This is a genomic window from Nitrosomonas sp. Nm58, assembly GCF_900107335.1.
Lineage (GTDB): Bacteria > Pseudomonadota > Gammaproteobacteria > Burkholderiales > Nitrosomonadaceae > Nitrosomonas.
Genome location: NZ_FNPQ01000001.1, coordinates 87680 through 112032 on the forward strand (window position 1 = coordinate 87680; position 24353 = coordinate 112032).

A 24353-nucleotide genomic window follows, 5' to 3' on the forward strand; every position below is an offset into this window, starting at 1 on the left:
TTCATTACAAATAATGACCGATATAGCCACTGTATTTCCCTTTTGGCACGACCACGATGCCTGAGTCTGTGACGGTGTAACGCGCGGCGTCAGCTTGTCGATCGTAACCGATTCGGCTGCCGGCTCCGATCAGGTTATAGCGGTCTATGATGGCGCGCTTAAGTCGTGCGCCCCGACGGATAACGGTGTAATCCATCACGATGCATTCATCGATCTCAACATCCTCTTCGATTAACACCTCTCGACGAATAACAGAGTTGTGGACGCTGGCACCCTTGATGAAGCTACCGTCACCGATGATACTGTTCTCGATCTCAGCACGGATGAATTTCGCCGAGGGACCCAGATATTCGCTGGAGGCGAATCGCCACTGTGGATTAAACAGATTGAATTTCGGCTCCAGCCCCAGCAAATCCTGATGGGCGAGGAAATAGGCATCAATCGTGCCGACATCTCGCCAATAGTGCGGCTCCTCATAATCACGCACACCAGGCACACGATTGTCGGAAAAATTGTAGGCAAATACCCGGTGACGCTGACACAAACGCGGTAACAGGTGATGGCCGAAATCTTTCTCACCGCGATGTTTACCTTCCTCCAAGGCGGCGAACAAGGTATCGGTACTGAACAGATAATTACCCATCGAAGCATAGGCTCGAGCCGGATCTTCCGGCATGGAGAGCGGATATTGAGGCTTTTCATGGAACTGGCGTATTTGCCCGTCGCGAGTGCTCTCGATCACGCCAAAAGCGCTGGCCTGCGCAAGCAGTACTGGCAACGCTGCCACGGTCACGTCGGCATTATTCTCCAGGTGAAACTGGGCCATCTGCTGCACGTCCATGCGGTAAATATGATCGGCGCCGAACACCGCTACCAGATCCGGGGCGTGCTGGCGAATCAGATTGAGGTTCTGATATACCGCATCTGCCGTGCCCTGAAACCACTCGGGGCCCTCGCGCATTTGCGGTGGCACCACGGTGACAAATTGTTCGGGAAAAATGGGTGTCAGCCCCCAGGAACGGCGAATATGCTCGATCAGCGACTGCGATTTGTACTGCACCAGCAAATAGATCGCAAAGATATGAGAGTTCACCAGGTTGGACAGCACGAAATCAACGATGCGGTAGCGGCCTCCAAAAGGCACCGAAGGTTTGGAACGTTCGCAGGTAAGCGGGTAAAGGCGTTTACCTTCGCCACCTGCCATCACCATTGCAAGTATTTTCGGATTAGGCATGGGTATCACCTCCAGAAGAGAGCATGGCTTGCCCGATCAAGTTGAGCAGAATCAGCATTGCAGATTCCAGCCAGGTAGACTGTTCAGCCAGGGATTTATCTAGCTCATCCAGTATTTTCTCCAGCAGGAACAGCTCAAGCAGTTTTTGTTCCTGTGCTGGTTCGGCTGGATAAGCACAGCATCCCGCTATCGCTGCCCGGTAGCCAGATAGAAAAGCATCGGTAGCTGTCTGTTCCCACTGATGCGCATAGATTTCCAGCAAGTCACGGTGATCAATACGTTCAGCAAGATGCCGGCTGAGTGCTTGCCGCGCTGCGGCAGACAGTGAGTAACACATTCCCGCAAGGTCTTTGAGGGGAGATTGCTTGGTACGCCGTGCTTCTAAAGATTGTTCAGGGTCGCCTTCGAAATCAGTGATCGTGAAATCGTTATGAGTGAGTAATATCTGGTCAAGGTGATAATGACCATGGATGCGGATTTTATATAAAGGAGGTTCATCCGGCAGTGCATAGGCAATGCGATCCAGTATACGCGGCCGCTGACTGAGCAAGCGTTCACAAATCCCGCGTGACGGTTCAGGGAGGTGTAATAATGCCTGTTCCAGTTTGTCGAAAACAGTGGCAAGATTTATCCGTAACTGCGCCGCCTGAGCGGTAATTTCGCTGACCGGCTGAATCTCAGGATCAAAGGCGGCATTGCCTGTGGTCTTGGCCAATGCCTGATGCAATTCTGCCGTGCGCCGGCCCAGCGTTTCCATCTGCACCAGGTAGACTGCATGCACCTCGGTCTCACGGGCGTGCTCGGGTTCATCCACGCACGACTTGAAGTGGCGGCCTAAATAGTCTTGCGTGCAGTTCCAGAAGGTCCCCTGGTTCGGTACAAACCGGTGCAGTACTGCAATTGCGGTGACGGTATCATGGGCATGATATTCCAGACTGCCAGCCAACGGGGTTACACTCGGGCACGGCGATATTTCGGTCAGAAACCGCCCCATCTCCAGTTCTGGATTGATGCCTTCTTGCACGCGCCGGTAGACCTTGAGAATAGCCTGGTCGCCATAAACGATAGAGGTATTGCTTTGTTCCACTGCCAAACGAATGATCTCCACTGCTTCCGGTAATTCCGGGATCGCTGAGGTTCTGGAAAACACCATCTCACCCGAGGCAAAGGGGAGATGCATCTCTGTCACGATGGCATCCAGCAAGAAGCGACAAAAGGCATCTTCGCCCAAGGCATCATAGAGTATGCCTTCACGCGCGCGTTGCCTGACCTTGGCCAGCATCCACGGCGACAAGGCATGATAGTGCTGATCGGCAGCTTCCCCGAGCATCAGGCCTAGCGGTAGAAAATAGTTCTGTGTTGCACCCGAATCGAGCAGGAGTTTGACCAGCAATGGCAACCATCCTTTGCCTTCAGTGGTTTTCCAGGTTTGATTCAAGTCTAATTCCAGCTTTGTGATGTGTTGTCCTGCTCCTGCGAACCAGCGCTGAGTAACAAGAAAGGGCGGTAATATTTCGGTTTCCAGCTGTGTGCGGGGCTTGCGGGCAAGAACGTCCGTTACCTCACCTGCAGGCTTGGCCATCAATGCACTCAGCAATCCTTCAGGTAGGATCAGTACCGGCAATAATTCACGGGGGAGTTTGTCCAGGTGCCAGACAGGGGCTTCCACATCGGTGGCCAGATGGAACCAGTAAAAACTGTAACTGGGTAAGCTCAGTAAATAAGGCAGCTCACCAATGGCAGGGAAGGTGGTGCGCCCCATTAATTCGACGGGAACGCGGCCTTTGTACGCAGCGAGATTCAGCTCAACTGGCTGAGCGCTGTTGGCGAGATTGGCCACACATAAAATGCTCTCGTCCTGGTATTCGCGCAGATAGGCGAGTATCTTGCGATTGCCCGGATGCAAAAATTTGATGGAGCCACAGCCGAAGGCTTTCTGTGCTTTGCGCGTGGTAATCAGACGCCGCATCCAGTTAAGTAATGAACTCGCGTTGCGGTTTTGCGCTTCCACATTGACAGCTTCATAGCCATAGAGCGGATCCATGATGGGCGGCAGATATAGCCGTTGCGGATCGGCCCGGGAAAATCCTGCATTGCGATCGGGACTCCATTGCATCGGCGTGCGCACGCCATTGCGGTCGCCGAGATAGATGTTGTCACCCATGCCGATTTCATCACCATAATAAATAATGGGGGCACCCGGCATGGACAGCAGCAGGCTGTACATCAGCTCAATCTTGGCCCGGCTGCCTTCCATCAGCGGCGCCAGCCGGCGCCGGATGCCTAAGTTGAGCCGCGCGCGCGGATCGGATGCATAAGTGAGGTACATGTAATCGCGCTCGCGATCGGTGACCATCTCCAGGGTCAATTCATCGTGATTACGCAGAAACACGGCCCATTGGCAATTCTCTGGAATCTCCGGGGTTTGTGCCAGTATTTCGATGATGGGATGGCGATCTTCCTGGGCCACTGCCATAAAAATGCGCGGCATCAGCGGAAAATGAAAAGCCATGTGACATTCATCGCCATCGCCGAAATATTCGCGCACATCCTCCGGCCATTGATTAGCCTCAGCGAGGAAGATGCGGTTGGTATAATGCTGATCCAGTTCGGCACGCAAATGCTTGATGATAGCGTGGGTTTCGGGAAGATTTTCATTGCTGGTGCCGTCGCGCTCGCACAGGTAGGGAATGGCATCCAACCGCATGCCATCTACCCCCATGTCGAACCAGAAGCGCATGGCCCGCAGCACGGCTTCGACGACATGCGGATTAGCAAAATTGAGATCCGGTTGATGTGAAAAGAAGCGGTGCCAGTAATACGCTTTTGCGACTTCATCCCATGCCCAGTTGGATTTCTCTGTATCAGTGAAAATGATGCGTGTTTCCTCGTATTTCTTGACGGTCTGACTCCAGACGTAATAGTTGCGTTTGGCGGAAGCTGGGGGAGCCGCGCGCGCTGCCTGAAACCAGGGATGCTGGTCCGAGGTATGGTTGATGACCAGTTCGGTAATGACTTTGAGGTCGCGTTGGTGGGCTTCGTGCAGAAAGGTGCGAAAGTCGGCCAGTGTGCCGTAATTGGAATGAATGCCGCGGTAGTCCGAGATGTCGTAACCATCATCACGCAAGGGTGAGGGGTAAAACGGCAACAACCAGAGCGTATTGATCCCCAGCTCTTTCAAGTAGTCCAGCTTGGAGGTCAATCCGGCAAAATCGCCGATGCCATCGCCATTGCTGTCACAGTAAGCGCGCACATGTAATTGATAAATGATGGCATCTTTATACCAGAGAATATCTTCTGTGATACTCATAGATCCTTCCTATTGCCAGTCAATCGACGCATTAGAGCGGTAGCGCTCTAATAGAGATTATTTTTGCAGTTGATTTGCCGAAGTATCCATTTCTTGCCCAGCTTGTTGCCATCTGGCGCTAGCCTGGGCAGTTAATGAAACTTCATCGCACACCTTTCAGCGCGGGCTTAATTGGAAACTTTTTATCAAATTTTGCCTGCGTCAAGCGTTGAAAGTGCTGAAAGCTGAAAGTCGTGATTGTCTAATTTCCCGGAGATTTTCCTCTCCTGCTAGCCAACCCAGATAACGACCTATTCAGAATTAGATAGCTATGAGGAAAATAAAACCTTGGAAATAATGGTTAATGCAAGCATTTCCTGTTATTACCGTACCGAGTAATGATGGCGTGGTCAAGTCATTTATAGAGAATGTAGGGAGCAACCAAACTATTTTCAGGGGGATCACAAGGGAATCGGGGCCGCCTCTCCGCACACTCGGATTAACCTGAAAATAGTTCATAGGCATATTCCGGCAAGGCATCACAAAATTTTTACTTTCCGAGAGTTACACTGTTTCCAACAAAATATCCCGGCACGCAAGATAAAGGAAATCTTGCATATTATTTTTATTTGAGATAAGCAGTTGATTTGCCTGCATTAATTAATCTATGGCCTTGTGGGCAAATTTTATGCGTAGGAAAGCTACCTTTTAGAGGGGGGAGCAAAATGCAGAGCAGTAGAACCGTCAAATATCAGCAATATAGCGATGGTATGTCGCATTACAGAATAGTCATGACGAGACAAGCATTTCTCATCTTCACCTTGCTAAATTCTCAATTATTTTCTGATTCTTCATAGGCTGACATTAATTCCGTTAGCTTGTGCGCATTAACTGTTGATTGCAGTTTTAGAATTAATCAAATCCATGAATAACCAATATTTCTTGGATTTCTCGATTTTAAAGGAGGGGGTAAGGTAATGATGCGAAAAAGATATACAAATAACTTGCTTGCGATCTCATCCATTATTGGATGTTTCATAGGCAGTAACATCACACTCGCTGCGGAAGCGAAAAATACCGAGGCAGTGAAAGCTGAAAAATCATCAATTCTTGTCAGAAACAATACTGCACCCAATGGCGCGCCATTCAGTACGGAAGAAACCGTGGGACGTACCCGGTTTGATTTTGACAGATTAACCTATCTTATGGAAAACGATAAAACGCCGCTTGCTTCCATGGCGCCAGATTGGCTTAATTTGGCCATTGAGCACCGGACGCGCTACGATGTGTATGATCATGGTTTCACCAGAGCTATTCCGGGTTTTAACGATCAGATTCATCAGCGGACAAGATTTCTGTTCGAGGTTCGGAATATTATCGATCCTTTCCGGTTTACGCTTGAGCTGACCGATTTCCGTGCGCCACTGGCGAATTTCGGACAAGATCACTCGCCGGCTTTTGCCAACCATTTTGATTTCTCCCAACTTCACCTCGATCTATTGTCCAAAGATTTTCTGGGAACGGGATATGGCGCAAAATTTGAAGTCGGGCGCCTGATTCTGGAATATGGGGAATCACGCTTGGTCGGGGGACATCGATGGGGGCCTTTTACACCCACTTTTGATGGAATACGATTTTCGTTAGGCAACGATAAAGAGAAATGGGGTTTTCATGTATTTGGCACCCGCCCTGTCAATCGGGAAGTGACGCATTTGGATTGGAATACTCCCGAAACTTATTTTTCAGGCGCACATATTACCAACCGTGATTTGCGCTGGGCTAATGTAGACGTATATTGGTTTCAACTAAATGAAAGTAATAATGTCAGGCAACGTAATTTATCTACTCCCGGTTTCAGGTTGTTTGCTAAACCTGTCAAAGGCAATTTCGATTATGAAATTGAGTCCATGTATCAGTTTGGGGACACCCAAGACATCGATATTTTCGCGCATCGCCATCACGGAGAAATAGGATATAGCTTCGAAACGGCAATGCCTTTCAGGTTGATCTACCTGTTTGATTATGCATCAGGAGATCCTGACCCAAGGAAGAATTTTGATATTCTGTATGCAAAACGCCGCGTAGAGTATGGCCCTACCGGAATGTTTGGACCATTTTTCCCTTCCAATCTTTTCTCACCCGCAGGCTTTCCGTGCGGTGCTTTTACCCGTTCCTAATGTCAGACTCATGATGTCACACCGTGCGTATTGGTTAGCTGATAAACATGGCGCATATGTAGGCAGCGGCCTGCAAGACCGAACCGGTCGGTCAGGTAGCTTCTTGGGGAATATGCTGGATATCAGCGTAGGATGGGATCCCCAGTGGAGCTTTTTAAAACGCGTGAGCTTTGATATAGGGTATAGCCATATATTCAAAGGTGATTACTTTGACAAAGTTCCGAACGGTCCTGAAAAAGCTGATACCAATTATGGGTATACCATGGCTACCCTGAAATTCTAGGAATAAGGCATGATTGGCGAATCGCCCATGTACGGCGGGAGATTTGCCATCAGTTCAGTAAGTTTAGCCTCTCGTAGGCATGAAATACAGATGAAGTTTGGGCATTGTCAGAGCCGCATTTCCTGGGCGAGAAGGGGTATGGCATAGCTGCGTGCTCTGCCAAAACTTCAACATCCTTTTCTTGCAGTCATTTAAAACTGCTTCTCAAGTTATTCATACCTTCAATTGTGGCAGCCGTGGCATTTTTTGTGACAGTAAATCTGGCCATGAATTCGCCTTCCAGAAATGCGCCTATAGCTATTGCGCTATATCCATATGTTGTTATTAATTCTTCTAGAGACACTTTTGTTATAACCAGTCAATGCTTCAAGTCAAACGGTGCCCGCTGAAATCAGAGTATGGACTCCTTTTGGGAGCGATGAGTATATAGTTTTACTTGAATAGCGCACTTGAGTTGATCATGTCGTGGTAGATTAAGCGCTTGCCGCCAATTTCATCAGGCATCGGTTCTCAGATCCGGATTCAAATTGACTTTATTAACCCGAATATTTCATAAATTGGCATGTGTCCTCACTTGCCTTTTGATTAATAAGAAAGATTTTGCTCAGTCGGGTGTATGAATCACTACACCCCTCCTTCTCAAAACTTCCCTATTAATCAAAATCCTGCGTGATCATCACGCGAATTTATGAAATATTCGGGTTAATCGCAGGTACTACGCGTAGTAGATTTCCCATAACCGATAATGAACAGAACGCGCAGAGTAAGGTATCACCGGCGGTCTCGTTGGCAGCTCCGTTAGAACACTGGATCAGATCCTCAAACACCAGCCTGCGGCGGTGTGATATGTTACGCCAAGACTGATGCTGATTGTGAACAAAATAGAGGATCTGTGATGAGTAAATATTCTATCCGGCGTTATAGCAAATGCATAATCGGTGCAATGATAGAATGAGTATGATCGTGATAAAAAAACAAGATTAGGAATCCTGGATAGCGTGGATGCTTTTATGAGGAAATTTTATGAAAGATGAAATCAAACAACGATTACAAAAAACTGAGACATGGATACACGGACTTTATATGCTGTTTTTTGTCTTCGTTTATGGCCTTGCTGAATTTCTGATTGTTCTGGTAATGCTGTTTCAGTTCTTTTCCATCGTGCTGTCTGGCAATATCAATGCTCAGTTACTCAAGTTCGGCCAGAATCTGGCAGCATACGTTTATCAAATCATTATTTTTCTTACGTTTAATAGTGAGCAACGGCCTTTTCCATTTAGCGCTTGGCCTGGTGAAATCAGCAATCATGATGAAAATAAAAAGTAATCTTGACTGATCGCGATGCGGAAATAAATTGAGCTCAGGAAGTACAAGATAAGGAATTGATTATAATGACTATTGATCTAGTCATTGAAGTGACCGGTGTTTGCAGCATGATTCATACACCCCATTTATTGCAATGATTTGGCTGGAGCAATCAGTAAAAAAATCAACAAAGCAGATCGGCGTCTGAAGCAGAGGGGGGAGCAACGGATCAAACCAATCTAGCTTTGTTGCATAGTAATGCTAAAGGGTAACAAATAAACAGACAATACTGCATATGCATACAATTTTATCTCTTAACATTGTTAGTCTCGCCAGCCAAGGTCTGCGTGAATTATTGTAGAGGATACTTCAAAGTTAGACCGTCGATTTACAAAATTTCCCGTTTTTTTTAAGCATTGTGCTTAGATCAAATTAAGGTTTTTGCTTATTTTAATTTTCTTCAAGAAAGAATAACTTTTGATCGGGCAGGTGAGGTTTAGCCCGAATATTTCATAAATTCGCGTGATGATCATGCAGGATTTTGATTAATAGGGAAGTTTTGAGAAGGAGGGGTGTAGTGATTCATACACCCGACTGAGCAAAATCTTTCTTATTAATCAAAAGGCAAGTGAGGGCACGTGCCAATTTATGAACTATTCGGGTTAAGATCACCAACGCCGGTAGTAGTTATTCAGGCGTCAAGCTTATTGCTGTAAATTTAATTTGGCGGCTAGATCTTTAGCTGGCCGAACTAATAATTCGTTGAAACCCTTTTTTAACATGGCATGATTCACTGATAACAAAGCGAGAAAATGCAGTTGTATTTGCGGAAACTGATATTATTGATGACCCTGATGTTCTGGGCGGGCGCTGCGGTGGCGAACAGCGACTTACCCCAGGTGCTGTCGGATTCAATGATGACTGGGAGCGACCCTGGAGAACTGGTGGCGCTGGCAGTCAAGTATGAACATGCTGAAGGTTTCCCGCAGGATAGAGAAAGAGCTGCCGAACTTTACTGCCAGGCAGCCAGGTTAGGATCACCCGATGCATTGTACGCTCTGGGATGGATGTATGCTAACGGGCGTGGGGTGGAGCGAGATGACAGTATCGCGGTCCAGTTATTCTTGATGGCGGCAGAGCAGGGACATGCTTATGCTCAAAAAATGATTCGTTATACACCGGCTATCTTGCCATCGCGCTTACCCGCTTGCCTGCAGTCAGATATCGAAGATGAGTATGAAAAAGCTGTTTTCTATCCAGATGACCAAGTCTCTAAACTGGTACACAAGCTGGCTCCTGATTATCAGATTGATCCCAGACTGGTGCTTGCTGTTATCTCGGTAGAGTCAGGGTTCAATACCCAAGCAGTTTCACCCAAAAATGCGCGGGGACTGATGCAGCTGATTCCTGAAACCGCACAACGATTTCGGGTAAAAGATCCTCTTGATCCTGAAGAAAATATTAAGGGTGGAATGGCCTATTTGCGCTGGCTGCTGGCATTTTTTAAAGGGGATGTCACTCTGGTGGCGGCTGCTTATAATGCTGGAGAAGGCGCCGTTGAAAAATACCGGGGTATCCCTCCCTATCAGGAAACGGTCAGTTATGTAGAAAAAATAAGAATGCGCTACAAAAAGTCCACGCATCCTTATCAATCTGATATCGTTAACCGAACGTCAGTAATCGTATCGTCCAATAGTGTTGAGAACTGAATCAACGATCTCAGAAACATTTTCTTTTTTATACGTTTTAGATGAAATTAAAGACTGTCGTCAAGCTTCTTTTGTTCGCTGTTTTTGCAACGGCTTTATTGATTCATTTTGTCACGGAGCATGTCAGTGCAGGCTGGCGGACCGCCAGTCGCGAATCAGTCGGGCTGGCTCCCGATCCTGAACAAACTCCGGAAGCGATCATACAGGTTTATGGTGCGCGTGCTTATGGTTGGCGCGGCTATTTCGGTGTTCATACTTGGATTGCGGTCAAACCATCACTCGCCAGAACATACACCGTGTATGAAGTCATTGGCTGGTATTTGCGCCGAGGCGGCTCAGTATTGACGATTCATCAGCATGAACCTGACAGGCGTTGGTTCGGCAGCATGCCAATCCTGCTGGTTGAAAAGCGCGGAGAGAGTGTGGATGCATTGATTGCCCGTATCGAAGAAGCCGCACATAGCTATCCTTATGCAAGGGAATACACCATGTGGCCTGGCCCAAACTCGAATACCTTTACTGCCTGGGTTTCGCGTGCTGTGCCAGAACTCGGGCTCGATCTGCCCCCTACGGCAATTGGCAAGGATTACCTTGGCAGTAGCCTGGTTGCGGCCGCACCCAGCGGAAGGGGCTGGCAATGGTCCTTGTATGGACTGCTGGGTGTCATCGTCAGTGAAGTTGAAGGGGTCGAAATCAATTTGCTTGGACTGACGTTCGGCATTTCTCCCAGTCCCGCTGCGATTAAGCTGCCATTGATTGGGCGTATTGACCTGAGCGCACTGAACAGGCTGGCTGTTTCAGTTCCGGAATAGCCTTGTTGTAGTCGGAAGGCGCACCTGAAACAGCCTAATTCCGCTAACAGTATCCGCCTAACAATGGCTTGAGTGCTGCTTTAGACGCGTGTGCTTTCCTGGCCGTTACCTAGCATCCCTTGCAAAATTCGAACAATGTAGTAACTGATCCAATTCAAGGATCGGTTTATCCAGGACTGCTTTCCCCAATATTTCCTTGATACCGGTCTGGAGTCTTCCATGGCCTGTTGCAGACTGGCTCTGAGTTCCAGCGCAAATACCTGATCAACAATCATGACATTGGCTTCGCGCGCCATGAACAGGCTGAAGGGATCAATATTGGAAGAGCCGACTGTTGACCAATAGTGATCTATGACAGCTACCTTGGCATGGAGATAACTCTTCTGGTATTCATAAATCTTGATGCCTGCATCGAGTAAATTGGCATATAAGGCGCGTGTGGCATGATGCTGTATGCGATATTCAATTTTTCCCTGGAGCAGGAGGATGACCGATACGCCGCGGCGGGCTGCATGAATGAGGGCACGACGAAAATTTCTGCCAGGAAGAAAATAAGCGTTGGCGATAATGATCTCATTGTAGGCGGTGGCAATTGCCTTGAGATAAGCGCGTTCAATATCACGCCGATGACGAAGATTGTCGCGGATAACAAATGCTGCGCGCTGGTTACCAACCGGTGTTGCGGTAGGCTCCGGCTCGAGATGAGCAGTCCAGCGTTTCTTGAAATGCGCCCAGGCGACTAGCATCCATAAACGCTTGGCTGCAGAATGAATGGTAGGGAGCAGAGGTCCTTCTATTTTTATCGCATGATCAAAACGTGGTGAGGATTCTCCAAGTTTGTAGTAATCATCGATAATGTTGATCCCCCCAATAAAAGCAATACTGCCATCAATGACGGCGAGTTTACGATGCAAGCGGCGTAACCGATGGCGTCTGAAGCGGAAAGAAAAAACCTCTTGCCGGTATAGCAGAACTTGAACGCCCGCAGTGAGCAAGCTCTGAATGGCTTTTTTGGGAAAATCAAGCGAGCCATATCCGTCTATCAGCAGATGAACGGCAACACCACGTTGGGCGGCTCGCTTTAATGCATTGGCAATGCTGATGCCTGTTAAGTCGTATTTGAAAATATAAGTCTCAAGATGAATTTCCTGCCTGGCCTCATCAATTGCAGTTTCCAGCGCTGGGAAATATTCCGTACCATTGTGCAACAGTGTAATCCGGTTTCCATCGATAAACTCGAGGCGTTTCATGCACGTACGATATTGGCGGATAAAGCTGCATGATCAGAGATTCTCAACCAAGTGCGACTTTGGTGGACGCATACGTTTTTTACCCGGAAGCCTCGTACGTAGATCCGATCAAGACGCAATAATGGGAAAATGGAAGGGTAGCTGCGGGCGGTTTTACCGTGGGTCTGCTCAAATACCTCGGTTAATTCAAGATGTTTCACCAGGATACGACTGGCTGTTCCGTGCCAGTCATTGAAATCTCCTGCAATCACGAGTGGCGCATCGGGTGGAACGAGTTGTTTGATACGTTTCTCCATCGCCTGGAGCTGTCTGCGCTGGCCACGCCTGAATAATCCCAGGTGAACACAAATGCAGTGCAGGTTTTCCTGCCAGCCAGGGATACTGATTTCACAGTGAAGCAAACCGCGATTCTCAAACCGATGCGACGAAATATCCTCGTTTTCCCAGTTTATAATAGGAAAGCGGCTGAGAATGGCGTTGCCATGATGGCCTGCGTCATATACCGCATTTTTGCCGTAAGCAAAATCTTTCCATACCGAATCCGCCAAAAACTCATATTGGGAACGGTTTGGCCAGTTCTCAAAGCGGGAAGCATGCTTGCTATGTTCCCCAACCACTTCCTGTAAAAAGATGATATCCGTATCGAGCGCGCGCAAGTGATCGCGCAGCTCGTGCAGTACCAGGCGATGATTGAAATAGGAGAAGCCTTTGTGGATATTGTAGGTAGCAATATGCAGTTTATCGATCATAGACAGCCTTAAGAAATGACATAATCAGAAAGCCAAAATTCTCTTTCTATTACTCCTCCTGAGACATTTACTGTATTGGGCGCCATCGCTACCGGGAAACCGCCAGCATTTTTTCAAGTGCCAGCTTGGCAAGCTTGGCTTCGTGCGGCGGGACTCTGATTGGGTTGACTACATTACCTGTCGCCAGATTTTCCAGCGACCATGCCAGATGCTGAGGATCAATCCGTGCCATGGTCGAACACATGCACACCATCGGTGACATGAACTGGACGATTTTTCCTTGGGATTTGAATTCTTCCGCAATACGCCCAACCAGATTCAATTCGGTGCCCACCAGCCAACGTGTTCCTGCTTCGGCTTCACGGATGGTGTTGATGATGTATTCAGTAGAGCCGACATAATCAGAAGCTTTGCAAACTTCAAAACTGCATTCCGGGTGTGAAATCACCAAACCTTCAGGATACTGATTACGGAATCGCAGAATATGTTGCGGCTGGAACATCTGATGCACAGAACAATGGCCTTTCCATAACAAGATCTTGGCTTTTCTGATTTGCTCCTCGGTTAATCCTCCCATGGGCTCATCAAAATCCCAGACAGGCATTTGCTCCAGTGAGAGACCCAACTTATAACCACTCCAGCGTCCCAGATGTTGGTCAGGAAAAAATAGCACTTTTTCGCGTTGTGCAAACGACCACTGCAGAATTTTAGTGGCGTTGCTGGAAGTGCAAACAATCCCACCATGTTCTCCACAAAAAGCTTTTAGATCAGCACTCGAATTGATGTAGGTCACAGGCGTAATCGCTTCTTCGGGATCAAGTATTTCAGCCAGTTCACGCCAGACTCTTTCTACTTTGGAGAGATTGGCCATATCAGCCATCGAACAACCCGCTGCCAGATCGGGTAGAATAGCGATCTGCTCCGGGCTTGAAAGGATATCTGCCACTTCTGCCATGAAATGTACGCCACAAAAAACCAGATAATCAGCATCCGTTTGTGCGGCAAGATAAGACAGCTTTAAAGAATCTCCCGTTAGATCGGCATGCCGATAGACATCCGCTCGTTGATAATGGTGCGCCAGGATAACAGCACGTTTTCCCAGTTTTTCTTTGGCAGCAATAATCCGTTGCGCACAGGTTTCATCCTGTAGAAGCTCATAATTTTCAAAATCAATGGCGTTTGCGTGCATGGTTATTTCAAAATTTGATGAGGAAATACATTACCATAATCATATTGTGACAGGGATTCAAGTTTAAAGAGGGCAATGTAAAAAATTCTACATGAAGTCTTGGATGCTTTTTCCATTTAAAGAATGTCACCTTGCGATAAAAATATTAAAAGCGTTTTTGATTGCCTGATTGCTTGATTGATTAGAGTGTGACTTTGCTATAATGATCCAAGCAAATAAATCATAAGAACTTGTTAAGCTTTTTTGTAGTTAACGAATATAAATTGTTACTTCCAAACGATTCTCCAGTTATTTTTTTCATTAACGGGTTAGGGAAAATATCATGGGAAACAAAGTAGTATCGTGAGATGATTCATCGTCTGCCCCCAGGTCCGGCTGTTCTTCTGATTATACTTATATTGTTAACGTTCTTGCTGAATCAAACGATTCAACAGCCAAGGATTCGTGAAGATAATGGTTTAAATAACAACCCTGACTATATTATTGAGAATCTCTCGGGTGTCGAGGTGGTTCATGATAAAGCGATTCAGCATATTTTTTCCGCAGACGTGATGACTCATTTTCCAGAAGGAGATATCACCTATCTTGAGCCGGTTGATTTTCTCATTATCCAACCTGATAAGCCGGTGACACGGATAAACGCTGATCGCGCAGAACTAACTGCCGGTAAGAATGATATCTATCTCAAGGGAGATGTCGTCGTCTCGAGAGAGAAAGAGGCAGATAAGATAACGATGAGCACCCAATTTCTACATCTCATCCCTGACGCTGACATTGCAAAAACTGACCAGCCTGTGACGATAGCGAGGATGAATACCATCGTGAATGCGGTAGGGATGGAGTTAAACAACCGAACGGGACGTATCGAGCTGAAATCAAGGGTAAAAGCGAGAGATGATAAAAAGCCCGGGAGCGCTGATCGACCTTCGAACAAGAAGTAGCGAGTCAAACTAAATCATCATAAAAAATGAATGTATTCTTTTTCGCCTTACTAGTCATTGGCACGCTGTTTGCGGATGCCACTCTCGCAGAACGTGCTGACCGTGATAAACCGATTCATCTGGAAGCAGATAGCGCCACAGTCGAAGATTACAAACGCAGGGATAATTTTCGCACGAGTATTTTTACGGGTAACGTCATTCTTACTCAAGGGACGCTCATCATTCGCGCGGATAAGGTCATTATGAAAGAGGATCTCAAAGGTTTCCGGTATGCGACTGGCTACGGCAATCTTGTCAGTTTCCGGCAGAAACGCGATGGTGTTGACGAATATATTGAGGGTTGGAGCCAGCGTGTCGAATATGATGATAAAACCAACAAAATCGAGTTATTTGGCAAGGCGCGGTTGAAGCGGGGAACGGATGAGGTGCAGGGTGATTATATTTCTTATAATGTTACGCGCGATTTCTTCCAGGTTACGGGACACAAGGAGAAAAATGCCAAGGAAGATTCAAGAAGCAGAGTGCAGGTGATTATTCAACCCAAAACAAAGTCACCCCAAACAATAGACACTGAAGAATAATCTTTTCTGTGTAACTGGAGAGATTATTCAGAAAATACCATGAGCGTACTGAAAGCCGATAATTTAAAGAAAAGTTATAAATCCCGCGCTGTCGTCCGGAATGTGTCCTTTTCTGTCGGAAGTGGGGAGGTGGTAGGTTTGCTCGGTCCTAATGGAGCAGGTAAAACCACTTGTTTTTATATGGTCGTAGGATTGATTCCGTTAGACGATGGTGAAATATATTTGAACGAACGTAGCTTGAGCAAAATGCCGATTCACCAGCGTGCGCGCCTGGGTTTGAGTTATTTGCCTCAGGAAGCTTCCGTTTTTCGACGTCTTTCAGTTGAAGATAATATCCTGGCGGTACTGGAGTTACAGAGGTTTAACGATGCTGAAATTCAGCAACGGCTGGATAATTTGCTGCACGATTTGCATATCAGTCATTTGCGGGAAAGCCTGGGCATTAGTTTATCGGGTGGTGAGCGGCGGCGGGTGGAGATTGCGCGTGCTTTAGCATCCAAACCAAGTTTTATTCTTCTGGATGAACCCTTTGCAGGCGTAGACCCAATCGCAGTCATGGATATCCAGAAAGTGATTGGCTTTCTCAAAGAACGTGGCATCGGTGTGCTGATCACTGACCATAATGTGAGAGAAACATTAGGAATTTGTGATCGCGCCTATATTATCAGCGAGGGGACCGTGCTTGCCAGCGGAAGACCCAATGACATCATCGATAATGAGCGTGTCAGGGAAGTTTATCTGGGAGAACATTTTCGGCTTTGAACATGAGAATTGAATCTATGAAGATAGCTCAGTGATTGCTGCTTTTTCAGAACCATGAAGCCCACTCTTCAGCTTAAATTAACTCCCGGTCTTGCGCTGACGCCACAGCTGCAACAGTCAATTAGATTACTGCAACTTTCTACACTTGAGCTGAATCAGGAAATAGAGCGTATTACACAAAATAATCCTCTGCTGGAACTAGGCGATAGTGCTGATTATGAGCAAATTCGTGATCAAGATTACCCGGTTGCATTATCCCCAGATATCCCGAATTCACAAATCGAATCAAATGATGTGGCATATTCTGAGAAAAATGATCGTGATTCGATGCTGCCCTCAAATGAGGATGCCGATGGGTTTAATGGCTATGAAACCTTTTACGGTAATCGCGAGAGCGATGAAGAGGGAGGCGATTTTGCACAACAAGCGATCACTCCTCCCAATTTGCGTGAGCATCTTGCAACGCAGATCAGCCTAACCCAGATCAGCGAGCGTAACCGTCATATCGTTGGGATATTAATCGATAGTCTGGATGATGATGGTTATCTGAGACAAGATCTGCAGGAGCTATTAGAGATGCTGCCGGTGGAGCTGGGTATTCATCTGGAAGACTTGCAGGCTGCGCTGAAATACTTGCAGCAACTGGATCCCCCCGGAGTAGGTGCGCGCAATCTGCAAGAGTGCCTGGTTTTGCAGCTACAGGCGCTTCGTGAAGAAACGCCCTATCGTCAGCAGGCGCTTTTGCTCATTAGGCATGATCTTGAGATACTCGCTTCAAAAGACTACAAACAAATTAAAAAGTTATTGCATTGTGATGATGATTGCCTGCGTTCGGTGCAGCAACTGATCACTCAGTTGAATCCCAGGCCTGGCGAGGCATTCGATTCAGCGATCTCGCGCTATGTCATCCCTGATGTGATGGTGAGCAAGCTGGATGGTACGTGGACAGTAAGACTTAATCCTGAATCGATTCCTCATCTCAGTATTAATCAACTTTATGCTGATATATTGAAGCGCGATCGAAACAATTCGACTCAAATATTGATGAATCAGCTTAGTGAAGCCAAGTGGCTGCTTAAGAACATTCAACAGCGTTCTGAAACCATACTTAGAGTGTCCTCTGTCATTGTTGAGCACCAACAGGCTTTCTTCGAGCATGGCGCAATTGCCATGCGTCCGCTCATCATGCGGAAAATTGCAGAGGCTCTGAATTTGCATGAATCCACCGTGTCACGTGTTACTACACAAAAGTTTATGCATACCCCCCACGGCATATTTGAGCTCAAGTATTTTTTTGGCAGCCATGTTGCAACCAATACCGGAGAAACCTGCTCTGCGATTGCTATTCGTACCTTAATCAAACAATTGATACAAGGCGAGGATCAGAAGAAGCCGCTTACTGATAGCCGGATTTCAGAAATTCTGGGAGAGCAGGGAATTATTGTTGCGCGCCGTACTGTTGCAAAATACCGCGAATCGATGCAAATTCCCCCAGTTAGCCTTCGTAAAATGCTTTGATCGCATCAAAAATAAGTATCAGTTGCAGCTAAAATACATGGCTTGTTCATGTTAGCCCGGCAATTTCAGGCTGGCTGGATATTCCCAGAAAATCCTGTGCTCTTTGAATCAGCCGGATTAAGATAAAACCTTCCTCTGCTCAAGAAGAGCCTCAAACCCTTGGTAATCCATAGCGAGCCAAACTGATTCTAGGGGAATTATCACCAGTTCCTTTGATAAGACCTCTGCACAACCCTGAAAATTTTGCTGTGGTGGCGTGGCGGGAGAGAAATTCCAGATGATATTTTTACGCGTTTTTTTTAGCAGAAAAGTGAAGCTTTACTTCTTTTTCAAGGGAGTTTTTCCCCCTTATGCTGCATTGGACTGCTCCCCTTCTGGAGGGCTCATCCACGAAAATTTTATTGGCAGCTTTTTTCAGATTCATGCCGATGCTTTTCAGCACGACTCGGGTATTGATTTTTACCGTGCTGAAGTAGCTGGCGCGCGCCATTCCAAAGAAATTTGCTGTCTACTCATTACCAATAAGCAAGGAGGGTAATTATGAATCGGCAATCTGGATCATTGGGCCAAGCAGCTACTGCTGTGCGCAGCTCGTTGCTGGCGTTCTGTCTATTGCCGCCATAAACAGGTGGCGTGCGGGACTCCCCGGCGATATGATGCGGGAGTTAGATTGAATTTTTTCATCACCGATAAAGCTAATCGTGATTATATCGTGACCGGTGTTGCGGATATCGAGGAAGACATCATCACTCATTATTTGCCTGCCGAGCTTTTCATGCCACGAGGGTTGATCCCTGATGAGGAACAAAACATGGCGTTCAGTTTGAAGCCCGGCGGTGATCTTTTCCAGCCAGTATTGGATTCCAGACTGATCAGCCGGAGCAACGAGGGTATGTTTGAGCCAATGGTTAAGCTTTTAAAATCATTGGCTACCCAATTTAGATCATAAAATGTAGACCTGTCCTTCCTTTGCGCCTACGTGCTTGCACGTATTTGTTTGTCTGCAATTTTTGGATATCTTGCTAGAAAGTAATCAGGAGCGTACGCGAAGACTCGCATTAGCCCCCGGAATAATTGAGTCTGACTCTGAGGATTAGGAGTCTCTCTTGAGATATGGACAATTAAAATAAGCTGCTGATTCTTTTATCGATAAATGGAGACACAAATTACTTTGAATAATTTTTCGGATCGGGATCTATAGATGATCAATTTACTCAGCAAACCCATTCATATTCTGGGCATTGGCGGTATTGGTAGCGTCCTGGGCTGGGCCCTGGCGCGGGAAGGTTATTCCGTGATAATGGTTGACAACCATCCTGGCAAAGTGGCCGAAGGTAGAAAGAATGGTGTAACGATTGTCGGACAGGGAACGCAAGCGATACCTTTCATGACTTTCGATGATTGGAGCGCGCCAAAAGAAGGTTTTATTCTGCTCTGCACCAAAACCTATGATAATCCAGAAGTGCTCGCACGCCTGCCTGACGACGCCTTCCTGGTGCCGATTCAGAATGGCTTCGATCCGGGGTTGGAGCGGCGCAATCATGCGTGCGAAGGCATCGCCTCATTTGTGTCAGAATGCTTGCGCGATCGTCCCGTAACTCGAATGACCCGACCGGGTAGCCTGCATATTGGCGCACGCCGATCGGTCACTGCTGCTGAGTGGGATGAAATCGTGTCATTGGCTAAAGCACTGGCAAAGGCAGAGTTATTTCCCGTCGAATTGGTTGCAGATATTCGCCCCTACAAAGCGACCAAACTTATGTACAATGCCGCCATTTCACCGCTTGCGGCCGTGGCTGGTGTAGATAATGGCGCATTATTGACCGACTTGTTAGCTAAAAAGCTCTTTTTTAGCATGCTGCGCGAAAATTATGCCATTCTCAAGCATGCGCACATTCAACTTGCTCGCATCGGACCATTTCATCCCGACACCGTTTCTTTAATTCTAAGCATTACCGCTTTGAGCACATTTCTGGCCAGATTTTTTCAATCATCGCTACGCGGCACCTATTGCTCGATGGCGCCGGATATGTACGTTCAATGCTGCCGTACGGAAATCGAGGCTTACAACGGTTATCTGATTCGACTGGCGGGAGACTTTCCCTGTCCGTTAAACCGCGCCGTGTTGGCACTCGTTGAAAAAGTGAGCCGGGAAGGTCTGAAACCGCAGCGTCAATATCTTCAGTATCTGGCAGATAATTTACCGGAAGGCGCTCTGTCTTGATTCTAATCTGTGAGTGTGTATGAATTAGGACTGCGGCCTCACCCGATACGCGAGGCCGCCCGCGATGCCATAGCGTGGTATCGTTCACAGGGTTGGCTATAATCCACAAAGATCAATACAGATCAATGACGCAGCGCGATGGCGCAAATTTGTTCCTGCTCAGACTAACTTGTAAAGGTCTGCGATCTCTTCTAATTTGCTTCAAAGGCAAAAAATGCCTCCAGCTTTTGAACTATGGCATGGCTTAAGCCAAAAAAGGATTTTTTTGATTATTTGTCTATAAGGTTTACTGCTACGTGTTCGCACGTATTTTTTTAGCCAGCATATTTCAATAATCTATTGAAGCATCAGAGCTTAATAAAAAATGGCGTTTATTTTCCCTATCCATTGCCACGGAAAGTGAAATGATGGAACAGTACGCCGACGGTTGTCACCGAATGCCATCAATGTCGCTAATCTGTCATGCCTCTGAGACGTTTTCGGGTGATGGGGAGTGAAACCGGCGCATCGGGCGCAAGCTCAAAACAATGCACAAGGAGCTCCCAATGTCTTCAAATATCGTACCTCCCCCGCACGACGATTTGTTCAGCAAAACCGTGGAAACGGCCATACGCCTGGGTGTGCTGGCGATCGTGCTGATCTGGTGTTTTCAAATATTGCAGCCGTTTATTATCCCGGTGGTGTGGGGAATCATTATCGCAGTAGCGATCCATCCTCTCTATCTCAAGCTAATCAATCTGCTGGCTGGTCACCGCGTCATTGCAGCGACGCTGCTGATCACCGTGTTGTTGGCGCTATTAATGGTACCCACCGTCACGTTGACAAAGCTGCTGGTGGAAAATGTGGTAGAACTGGCGGAGCAATTTCACCAGGGGCAGTTTGCTATTCCGCCACCGCCGGAGACTGTCAAGAATTGGCCGCTCATTGGGGAGCCGGTCGCGAAAATATGGAACCTTGCTTCAACGAATTTGACCGATGCCCTGAAACTGCTGCAACCCCAATTCAAGGCGGTAGGCGCCTGGCTACTCAACGCCGCTGCCAGCGCGGGCCTGGGCATGATCATGTTCATTGCTGCGTTCGTGATTGCCGGTGTCTTGCTGGCGCATTCCGCCAACAGCTATCAGCTTGCTCATGGCATAGCCCGGCGCTTGGTGGGCGAGCGCGGCGATGACTTCGCCAACCTGGCCGAAGCCACCATTCGCAGCGTCGCCCGTGGCGTGTTGGGCGTTGCCGTTATCCAGTCGTTGCTGGCAGGTCTCGGTTTTATCTTTGCCGGCGTGCCCGGCGCCGGAATATGGGCGTTATTGTGCCTGATCCTGGCGGTGGTGCAGATCGGGGTGGGACTCATTGTCATTCCAGCCATAATCTATGTATTCGCAACCGGTGATACGCCTACCGCGGTGCTATTCCTGATCTGGAGCACGTTGATTATGGTGCTGGATAACGTGCTAAAGCCATTGCTGTTGGGACGCGGTGTCGGCGTGCCCATGGTGGTGATCTTTTTAGGCGCGATCGGCGGTATGCTGTTATCCGGTATCGTCGGGCTGTTCGTCGGTGCTATTGTGTTGGCGTTGAGCTACAAGCTGTTTCAGGCCTGGTTGAATATGGAATCATTATCCCAGTAGACCTGCGCATCAAAGCCGCGCAGTGTCGTTTTGCAGGCTGTTATGACTTAACGCGAATTTATGAAATATTCGGGTTAACCGCTGGGGGAGCTGCGTTCGGCTTGCTCCTGAGATTTGTCAGCAAAATATACGAGCTGACCAGCAGCACCCACAGTGGAAACGCCAGCGGCGTCCAGTAAAAATATCCGATGCTCAGTAACAACAGCAGCGCCATGGCATACCCGAGAAACGCGATCCATTGCGGGAAAATCTTGGTACGAACAGCGACTGTGCAGATTGAGATCATAAATACCCCTGCCATTTTCATCGCATAGACGTTAACGATCTGATATACCACAGTGCGACCAAACGTGTAAATGCCAGATTCGACGAGCTTGTCGGGCGTGGCAGCGCTGTAGCTGATCATGATACCTGCCGCCACTGCTCCCGAAGCAAACAGCATGGCCAGAAACAGCAGGCCGCTGCCGAGGAACACGGTGGCAAAAAAGCGGTCTTCGTAGGCACCAATCCGGTCCCGCAGCACGCCGATGAACCATAAAAAGGCGATGCCTGCGAACGGCAGCAGATACAGCGCCAGCTTGACGGTCTTCGTGCCACTCGCCAGCCACGCTCCGGCATCGTGCGGATCGGCCGGGACCGAAAGCCGGACGAGCACCAGGCTCGTGATATACAACACCGAAAATACAATACCAGCAACAGCGGCCGCGCGTGGTGTCTTCAAGCGATTGTGAGTCAGGTTTTTTTCTTGTGTCATGCTTTACTCCTGGAAACGGATCACAGCAGTTACCTTCGCCAGGCGAGGAGAGATCCAATGTTCAATAAGTGCTCTATTCGCTCAGTTGATTCGGTTTCCGGCGTAGCCCGCTTGTTCCATCTGGTAAAAAGATCATCCATCAGTCCGTTATGGCGGAAAATCATTCGGCATCGCCTGGTTACTGGATACAACCTGTGATGACATACAGGATGGCGCTCACGATGGTTTTTGTGATGCTTATCTTGCGAAGACCATTTTGCAGGCAGCTTCTTATTCGAGAAAGCGAATGCGCCCCGTTACCAACTCGTAAACGCCTCCAACCAGCGTGACACGCTTTTCTCGCAATGCGCGTTCGCCTTCCGGTAGAGTCGACAGCCGCTGCATGGACCAACGGACATTCATCTCTACGGCGGCACTTAACAATCTATCGTGATCCAGCTTCAGATCAAGTTTCTTTAGTCCAGGTTTGATTAATTGAATCAGCGCCTCGATATGCTCAAGTTCTTTGGTCTTGTGCAGTATTTTCTCCACGGTGGCGGTAACAGCGCCGCAACCTTCATGGCCAAGTATGACAACCAGCGGTGTTTTGAGATGTGCCACGGCATATTGCAAGGAGCCAATCACGTCTTCTGCGATGATGTTGCCAGCTAGTCGAATTGTGAAAAGATCTCCGAATCCCACATCAAAGACGAGTTCGGGTGGTACGCGCGAATCGCTGCAACCCAGAACAGTGGCAAAAGGTTTTTGCGATTCAACTAGCTGACTGCGCCAGGAAGCTTTTTCATGTAAATGAAGCGACTTATCTTCCATGAAGCGTCGGTTCCCGTTCTTCAATCGTGCTAGCGCCTCGTCTGCATTTCGCGGATAAGACTCCATGTCAACTGATCTTGAGGAGGGTGCTTTGGTTGCGATGCTTAAAGCTATCCCCAGACCTAATCCGCAAGTACCGGCTAGCCATTCCCTTCGTGTGATTTTCAGATTTGCCATGATATGTCCTGGTTACGTATATTGCTTGGCCCTTGCTGGATCACAGATTAGAGTCAGCTTACGCTAGGACAGATAAGCCATTGATTTTCCTCACACGGCTAAGGTAACCGCCTCTAGACAGTAACTTTCACTTTAAATACTTGGACTCATGCGCGCTTAGTTGGGTACAGACGATTTTAATCGTCTGTACTATCTTAGTGGATAGCAGTTTAATTCCCTGTCGGAAATCCTTTAGCGGCCATGCAGGAAGCAAACGCCTGGTTGTAAGCATCCTGGGCCGCTGTGTCCTGACGACGCTGCTGGCGTTGCTTGGCCGCACCCGCAGCGGCCCCCATCTTCGCTTTTTCTTCCATCTGGCTATGGGTGTATTCCTCGGCGACACTTTCGGGCACGTTGCCGTACTGGTCAGCCTTGCTTTTGCCCTTGGCGGCTCCGGCCATGGCGCCAGCCGCCGCACCCTTCGCCCGTCCGCCCGCCTGTGGCTGGGTAGCGCCGGGATTATAGCCAGTTTGTTGCTGGGCAATGCTCTGGCACTCGGATTGGGCTTGCTGAAGCAAAGGATCACCTTGAGCTAACACCCAACTGCCAAAAACTGCACCGAAAACGCCGATGGCCAAGCGAATGGATATTGAATTGAACATGGTTTATCTCCTAGAAAAGGATCAGTTTGAGGAGGATAGGCAGTATAAACGCCTTGAATTGTTAACCCGAATAGCTCATAAATTGGCACGTGCCCTCACTTGCCTTTTGATTAATAAGAAAGATTTTGCTCAGTCGGGTGTATGAATCACTACACCCCTCCTTCTCAAAACTTCCCTATTAATCAAAATCCTGCGTGATCATCACGCGAATTTATGAAATATTCGGGTTAAGCGATGACGCTTCCCTAGATTATCGAAATACACTGGCTAAAAAAATACGTGCAAACACCTAGAATTTAAACTTTTTTTGACAAGCGTTCAGA

At 47.8% G+C, this 24353-nt stretch carries 21 protein-coding genes; 12 read left to right on the plus strand and 9 right to left on the minus strand.

Annotated elements, in window-relative coordinates:
* Window positions 1-4: 4 nt before the first annotated feature.
* Both BLW34_RS00370 and treS read right to left on the minus strand, forming a co-directional pair.
* Window positions 5-1234 carry a glucose-1-phosphate adenylyltransferase gene (locus BLW34_RS00370; protein WP_090574246.1) on the minus strand — a complete coding sequence of 410 codons (1230 nt, stop codon included), beginning with the start codon at window positions 1232-1234 and terminating at the stop codon, window positions 5-7.
* Window positions 1227-4544, minus strand: coding sequence for a maltose alpha-D-glucosyltransferase (gene treS / locus BLW34_RS00375; RefSeq protein WP_090574248.1), 3318 nt, complete (start codon window positions 4542-4544; stop codon window positions 1227-1229). The genes BLW34_RS00370 and treS overlap by 8 nt, the downstream gene beginning before the upstream one ends.
* Before the next feature lie 956 nt (window positions 4545-5500).
* On the opposite strand from treS, the gene BLW34_RS00380 reads away from it, so the two are divergent.
* From BLW34_RS00380 to BLW34_RS00395, 5 genes are all read left to right on the plus strand, one after another.
* Window positions 5501-6700 carry an alginate export family protein gene (locus tag BLW34_RS00380; protein ID WP_256203508.1) on the plus strand — a complete coding sequence of 400 codons (1200 nt, stop codon included), beginning with the start codon at window positions 5501-5503 and terminating at the stop codon, window positions 6698-6700.
* Between the two features lie 13 nt (window positions 6701-6713).
* A complete protein-coding gene (locus BLW34_RS16690; RefSeq protein ID WP_256203523.1) occupies window positions 6714-6983 on the plus strand; it encodes an alginate export family protein in 270 nt (89 codons plus the stop codon).
* 1023 nt (window positions 6984-8006) lie between these two features.
* Entirely contained in the window at window positions 8007-8309 is a 303-nt protein-coding gene (locus tag BLW34_RS00385) for a DUF4389 domain-containing protein (RefSeq protein WP_090538924.1), read from the plus strand.
* A gap of 803 nt (window positions 8310-9112) precedes the next feature.
* Entirely contained in the window at window positions 9113-9997 is an 885-nt protein-coding gene (locus tag BLW34_RS17235; RefSeq protein ID WP_305728573.1) for a lytic transglycosylase domain-containing protein, read from the plus strand.
* 41 nt (window positions 9998-10038) lie between these two features.
* Window positions 10039-10809 carry a DUF3750 domain-containing protein gene (locus BLW34_RS00395; protein ID WP_090574250.1) on the plus strand — a complete coding sequence of 257 codons (771 nt, stop codon included), beginning with the start codon at window positions 10039-10041 and terminating at the stop codon, window positions 10807-10809.
* An 80-nt stretch (window positions 10810-10889) separates the two neighbouring features.
* Here the strand turns inward: BLW34_RS00395 and clsB are convergent, their stop codons facing one another.
* From clsB to nadA, 3 genes are all read right to left on the minus strand, one after another.
* Complete coding sequence (clsB, locus tag BLW34_RS00400) at window positions 10890-12059, minus strand: cardiolipin synthase ClsB (RefSeq protein ID WP_090574252.1); 1170 nt, start codon at window positions 12057-12059, stop codon at window positions 10890-10892.
* Window positions 12056-12808: an endonuclease/exonuclease/phosphatase family protein gene (locus tag BLW34_RS00405; RefSeq protein WP_090574254.1), complete on the minus strand. Its 753-nt coding sequence runs from the start codon at window positions 12806-12808 to the stop codon at window positions 12056-12058. Before BLW34_RS00405 ends, clsB begins: the two co-directional genes overlap by 4 nt.
* Window positions 12809-12896: 88 nt before the next feature.
* On the minus strand, window positions 12897-13997 hold the full coding sequence (gene nadA / locus BLW34_RS00410; protein WP_090538916.1) for a quinolinate synthase NadA: 1101 nt from the start codon (window positions 13995-13997) through the stop codon (window positions 12897-12899).
* Window positions 13998-14344: 347 nt separating this feature from the next.
* Between nadA and lptC the strand changes: the two genes are divergently transcribed.
* The 4 genes from lptC to BLW34_RS00430 are packed head-to-tail and all read left to right on the plus strand — an operon-like array spanning window position 14345 to window position 17799.
* Window positions 14345-14938, plus strand: coding sequence for an LPS export ABC transporter periplasmic protein LptC (gene lptC / locus BLW34_RS00415; RefSeq protein ID WP_090574256.1), 594 nt, complete (start codon window positions 14345-14347; stop codon window positions 14936-14938).
* A 26-nt stretch (window positions 14939-14964) separates the two neighbouring features.
* Window positions 14965-15519, plus strand: a complete 555-nt coding sequence (gene lptA, locus BLW34_RS00420) for a lipopolysaccharide transport periplasmic protein LptA (protein WP_090574258.1) — start codon at window positions 14965-14967, stop codon at window positions 15517-15519.
* A 39-nt stretch (window positions 15520-15558) separates the two neighbouring features.
* Window positions 15559-16281: an LPS export ABC transporter ATP-binding protein gene (gene lptB / locus BLW34_RS00425; protein ID WP_090574260.1), complete on the plus strand. Its 723-nt coding sequence runs from the start codon at window positions 15559-15561 to the stop codon at window positions 16279-16281.
* A 54-nt stretch (window positions 16282-16335) separates the two neighbouring features.
* The gene (locus tag BLW34_RS00430; protein WP_090574261.1) at window positions 16336-17799 is read left to right on the plus strand and encodes an RNA polymerase factor sigma-54; all 1464 of its coding nucleotides are present in this window, start codon (window positions 16336-16338) and stop codon (window positions 17797-17799) included.
* Between the two features lie 286 nt (window positions 17800-18085).
* Here BLW34_RS00430 and BLW34_RS15940 read toward each other — a convergent pair whose 3' ends face one another.
* Complete coding sequence (locus BLW34_RS15940) at window positions 18086-18289, minus strand: hypothetical protein (protein ID WP_090574262.1); 204 nt, start codon at window positions 18287-18289, stop codon at window positions 18086-18088.
* A gap of 180 nt (window positions 18290-18469) precedes the next feature.
* On the opposite strand from BLW34_RS15940, the gene BLW34_RS00440 reads away from it, so the two are divergent.
* The 3 genes from BLW34_RS00440 to BLW34_RS00450 all read left to right on the plus strand — a co-directional run bounded on the left by BLW34_RS00440 (window position 18470) and on the right by BLW34_RS00450 (window position 21648).
* Window positions 18470-18748 (plus strand): hypothetical protein, encoded by a 279-nt coding sequence (locus tag BLW34_RS00440; RefSeq protein WP_090574264.1) that lies wholly within the window; start codon window positions 18470-18472, stop codon window positions 18746-18748.
* Window positions 18749-19000: 252 nt separating this feature from the next.
* Window positions 19001-20023, plus strand: a complete 1023-nt coding sequence (locus tag BLW34_RS00445) for a ketopantoate reductase family protein (RefSeq protein WP_090574267.1) — start codon at window positions 19001-19003, stop codon at window positions 20021-20023.
* A 545-nt stretch (window positions 20024-20568) separates the two neighbouring features.
* Complete coding sequence (locus BLW34_RS00450) at window positions 20569-21648, plus strand: AI-2E family transporter (RefSeq protein WP_090538899.1); 1080 nt, start codon at window positions 20569-20571, stop codon at window positions 21646-21648.
* A 58-nt stretch (window positions 21649-21706) separates the two neighbouring features.
* On the opposite strand, the gene BLW34_RS00455 is transcribed toward BLW34_RS00450, so the two are convergent.
* From BLW34_RS00455 to BLW34_RS00465, 3 genes are all read right to left on the minus strand, one after another.
* Window positions 21707-22402 (minus strand): hypothetical protein, encoded by a 696-nt coding sequence (locus BLW34_RS00455; protein ID WP_090538897.1) that lies wholly within the window; start codon window positions 22400-22402, stop codon window positions 21707-21709.
* A gap of 270 nt (window positions 22403-22672) precedes the next feature.
* Window positions 22673-23389 carry a carbonic anhydrase gene (locus tag BLW34_RS00460; protein WP_218138702.1) on the minus strand — a complete coding sequence of 239 codons (717 nt, stop codon included), beginning with the start codon at window positions 23387-23389 and terminating at the stop codon, window positions 22673-22675.
* Window positions 23390-23598: 209 nt separating this feature from the next.
* Window positions 23599-24030, minus strand: coding sequence for a hypothetical protein (locus BLW34_RS00465; protein WP_090574269.1), 432 nt, complete (start codon window positions 24028-24030; stop codon window positions 23599-23601).
* Between the last annotated feature and the right edge of the window lie 323 nt (window positions 24031-24353).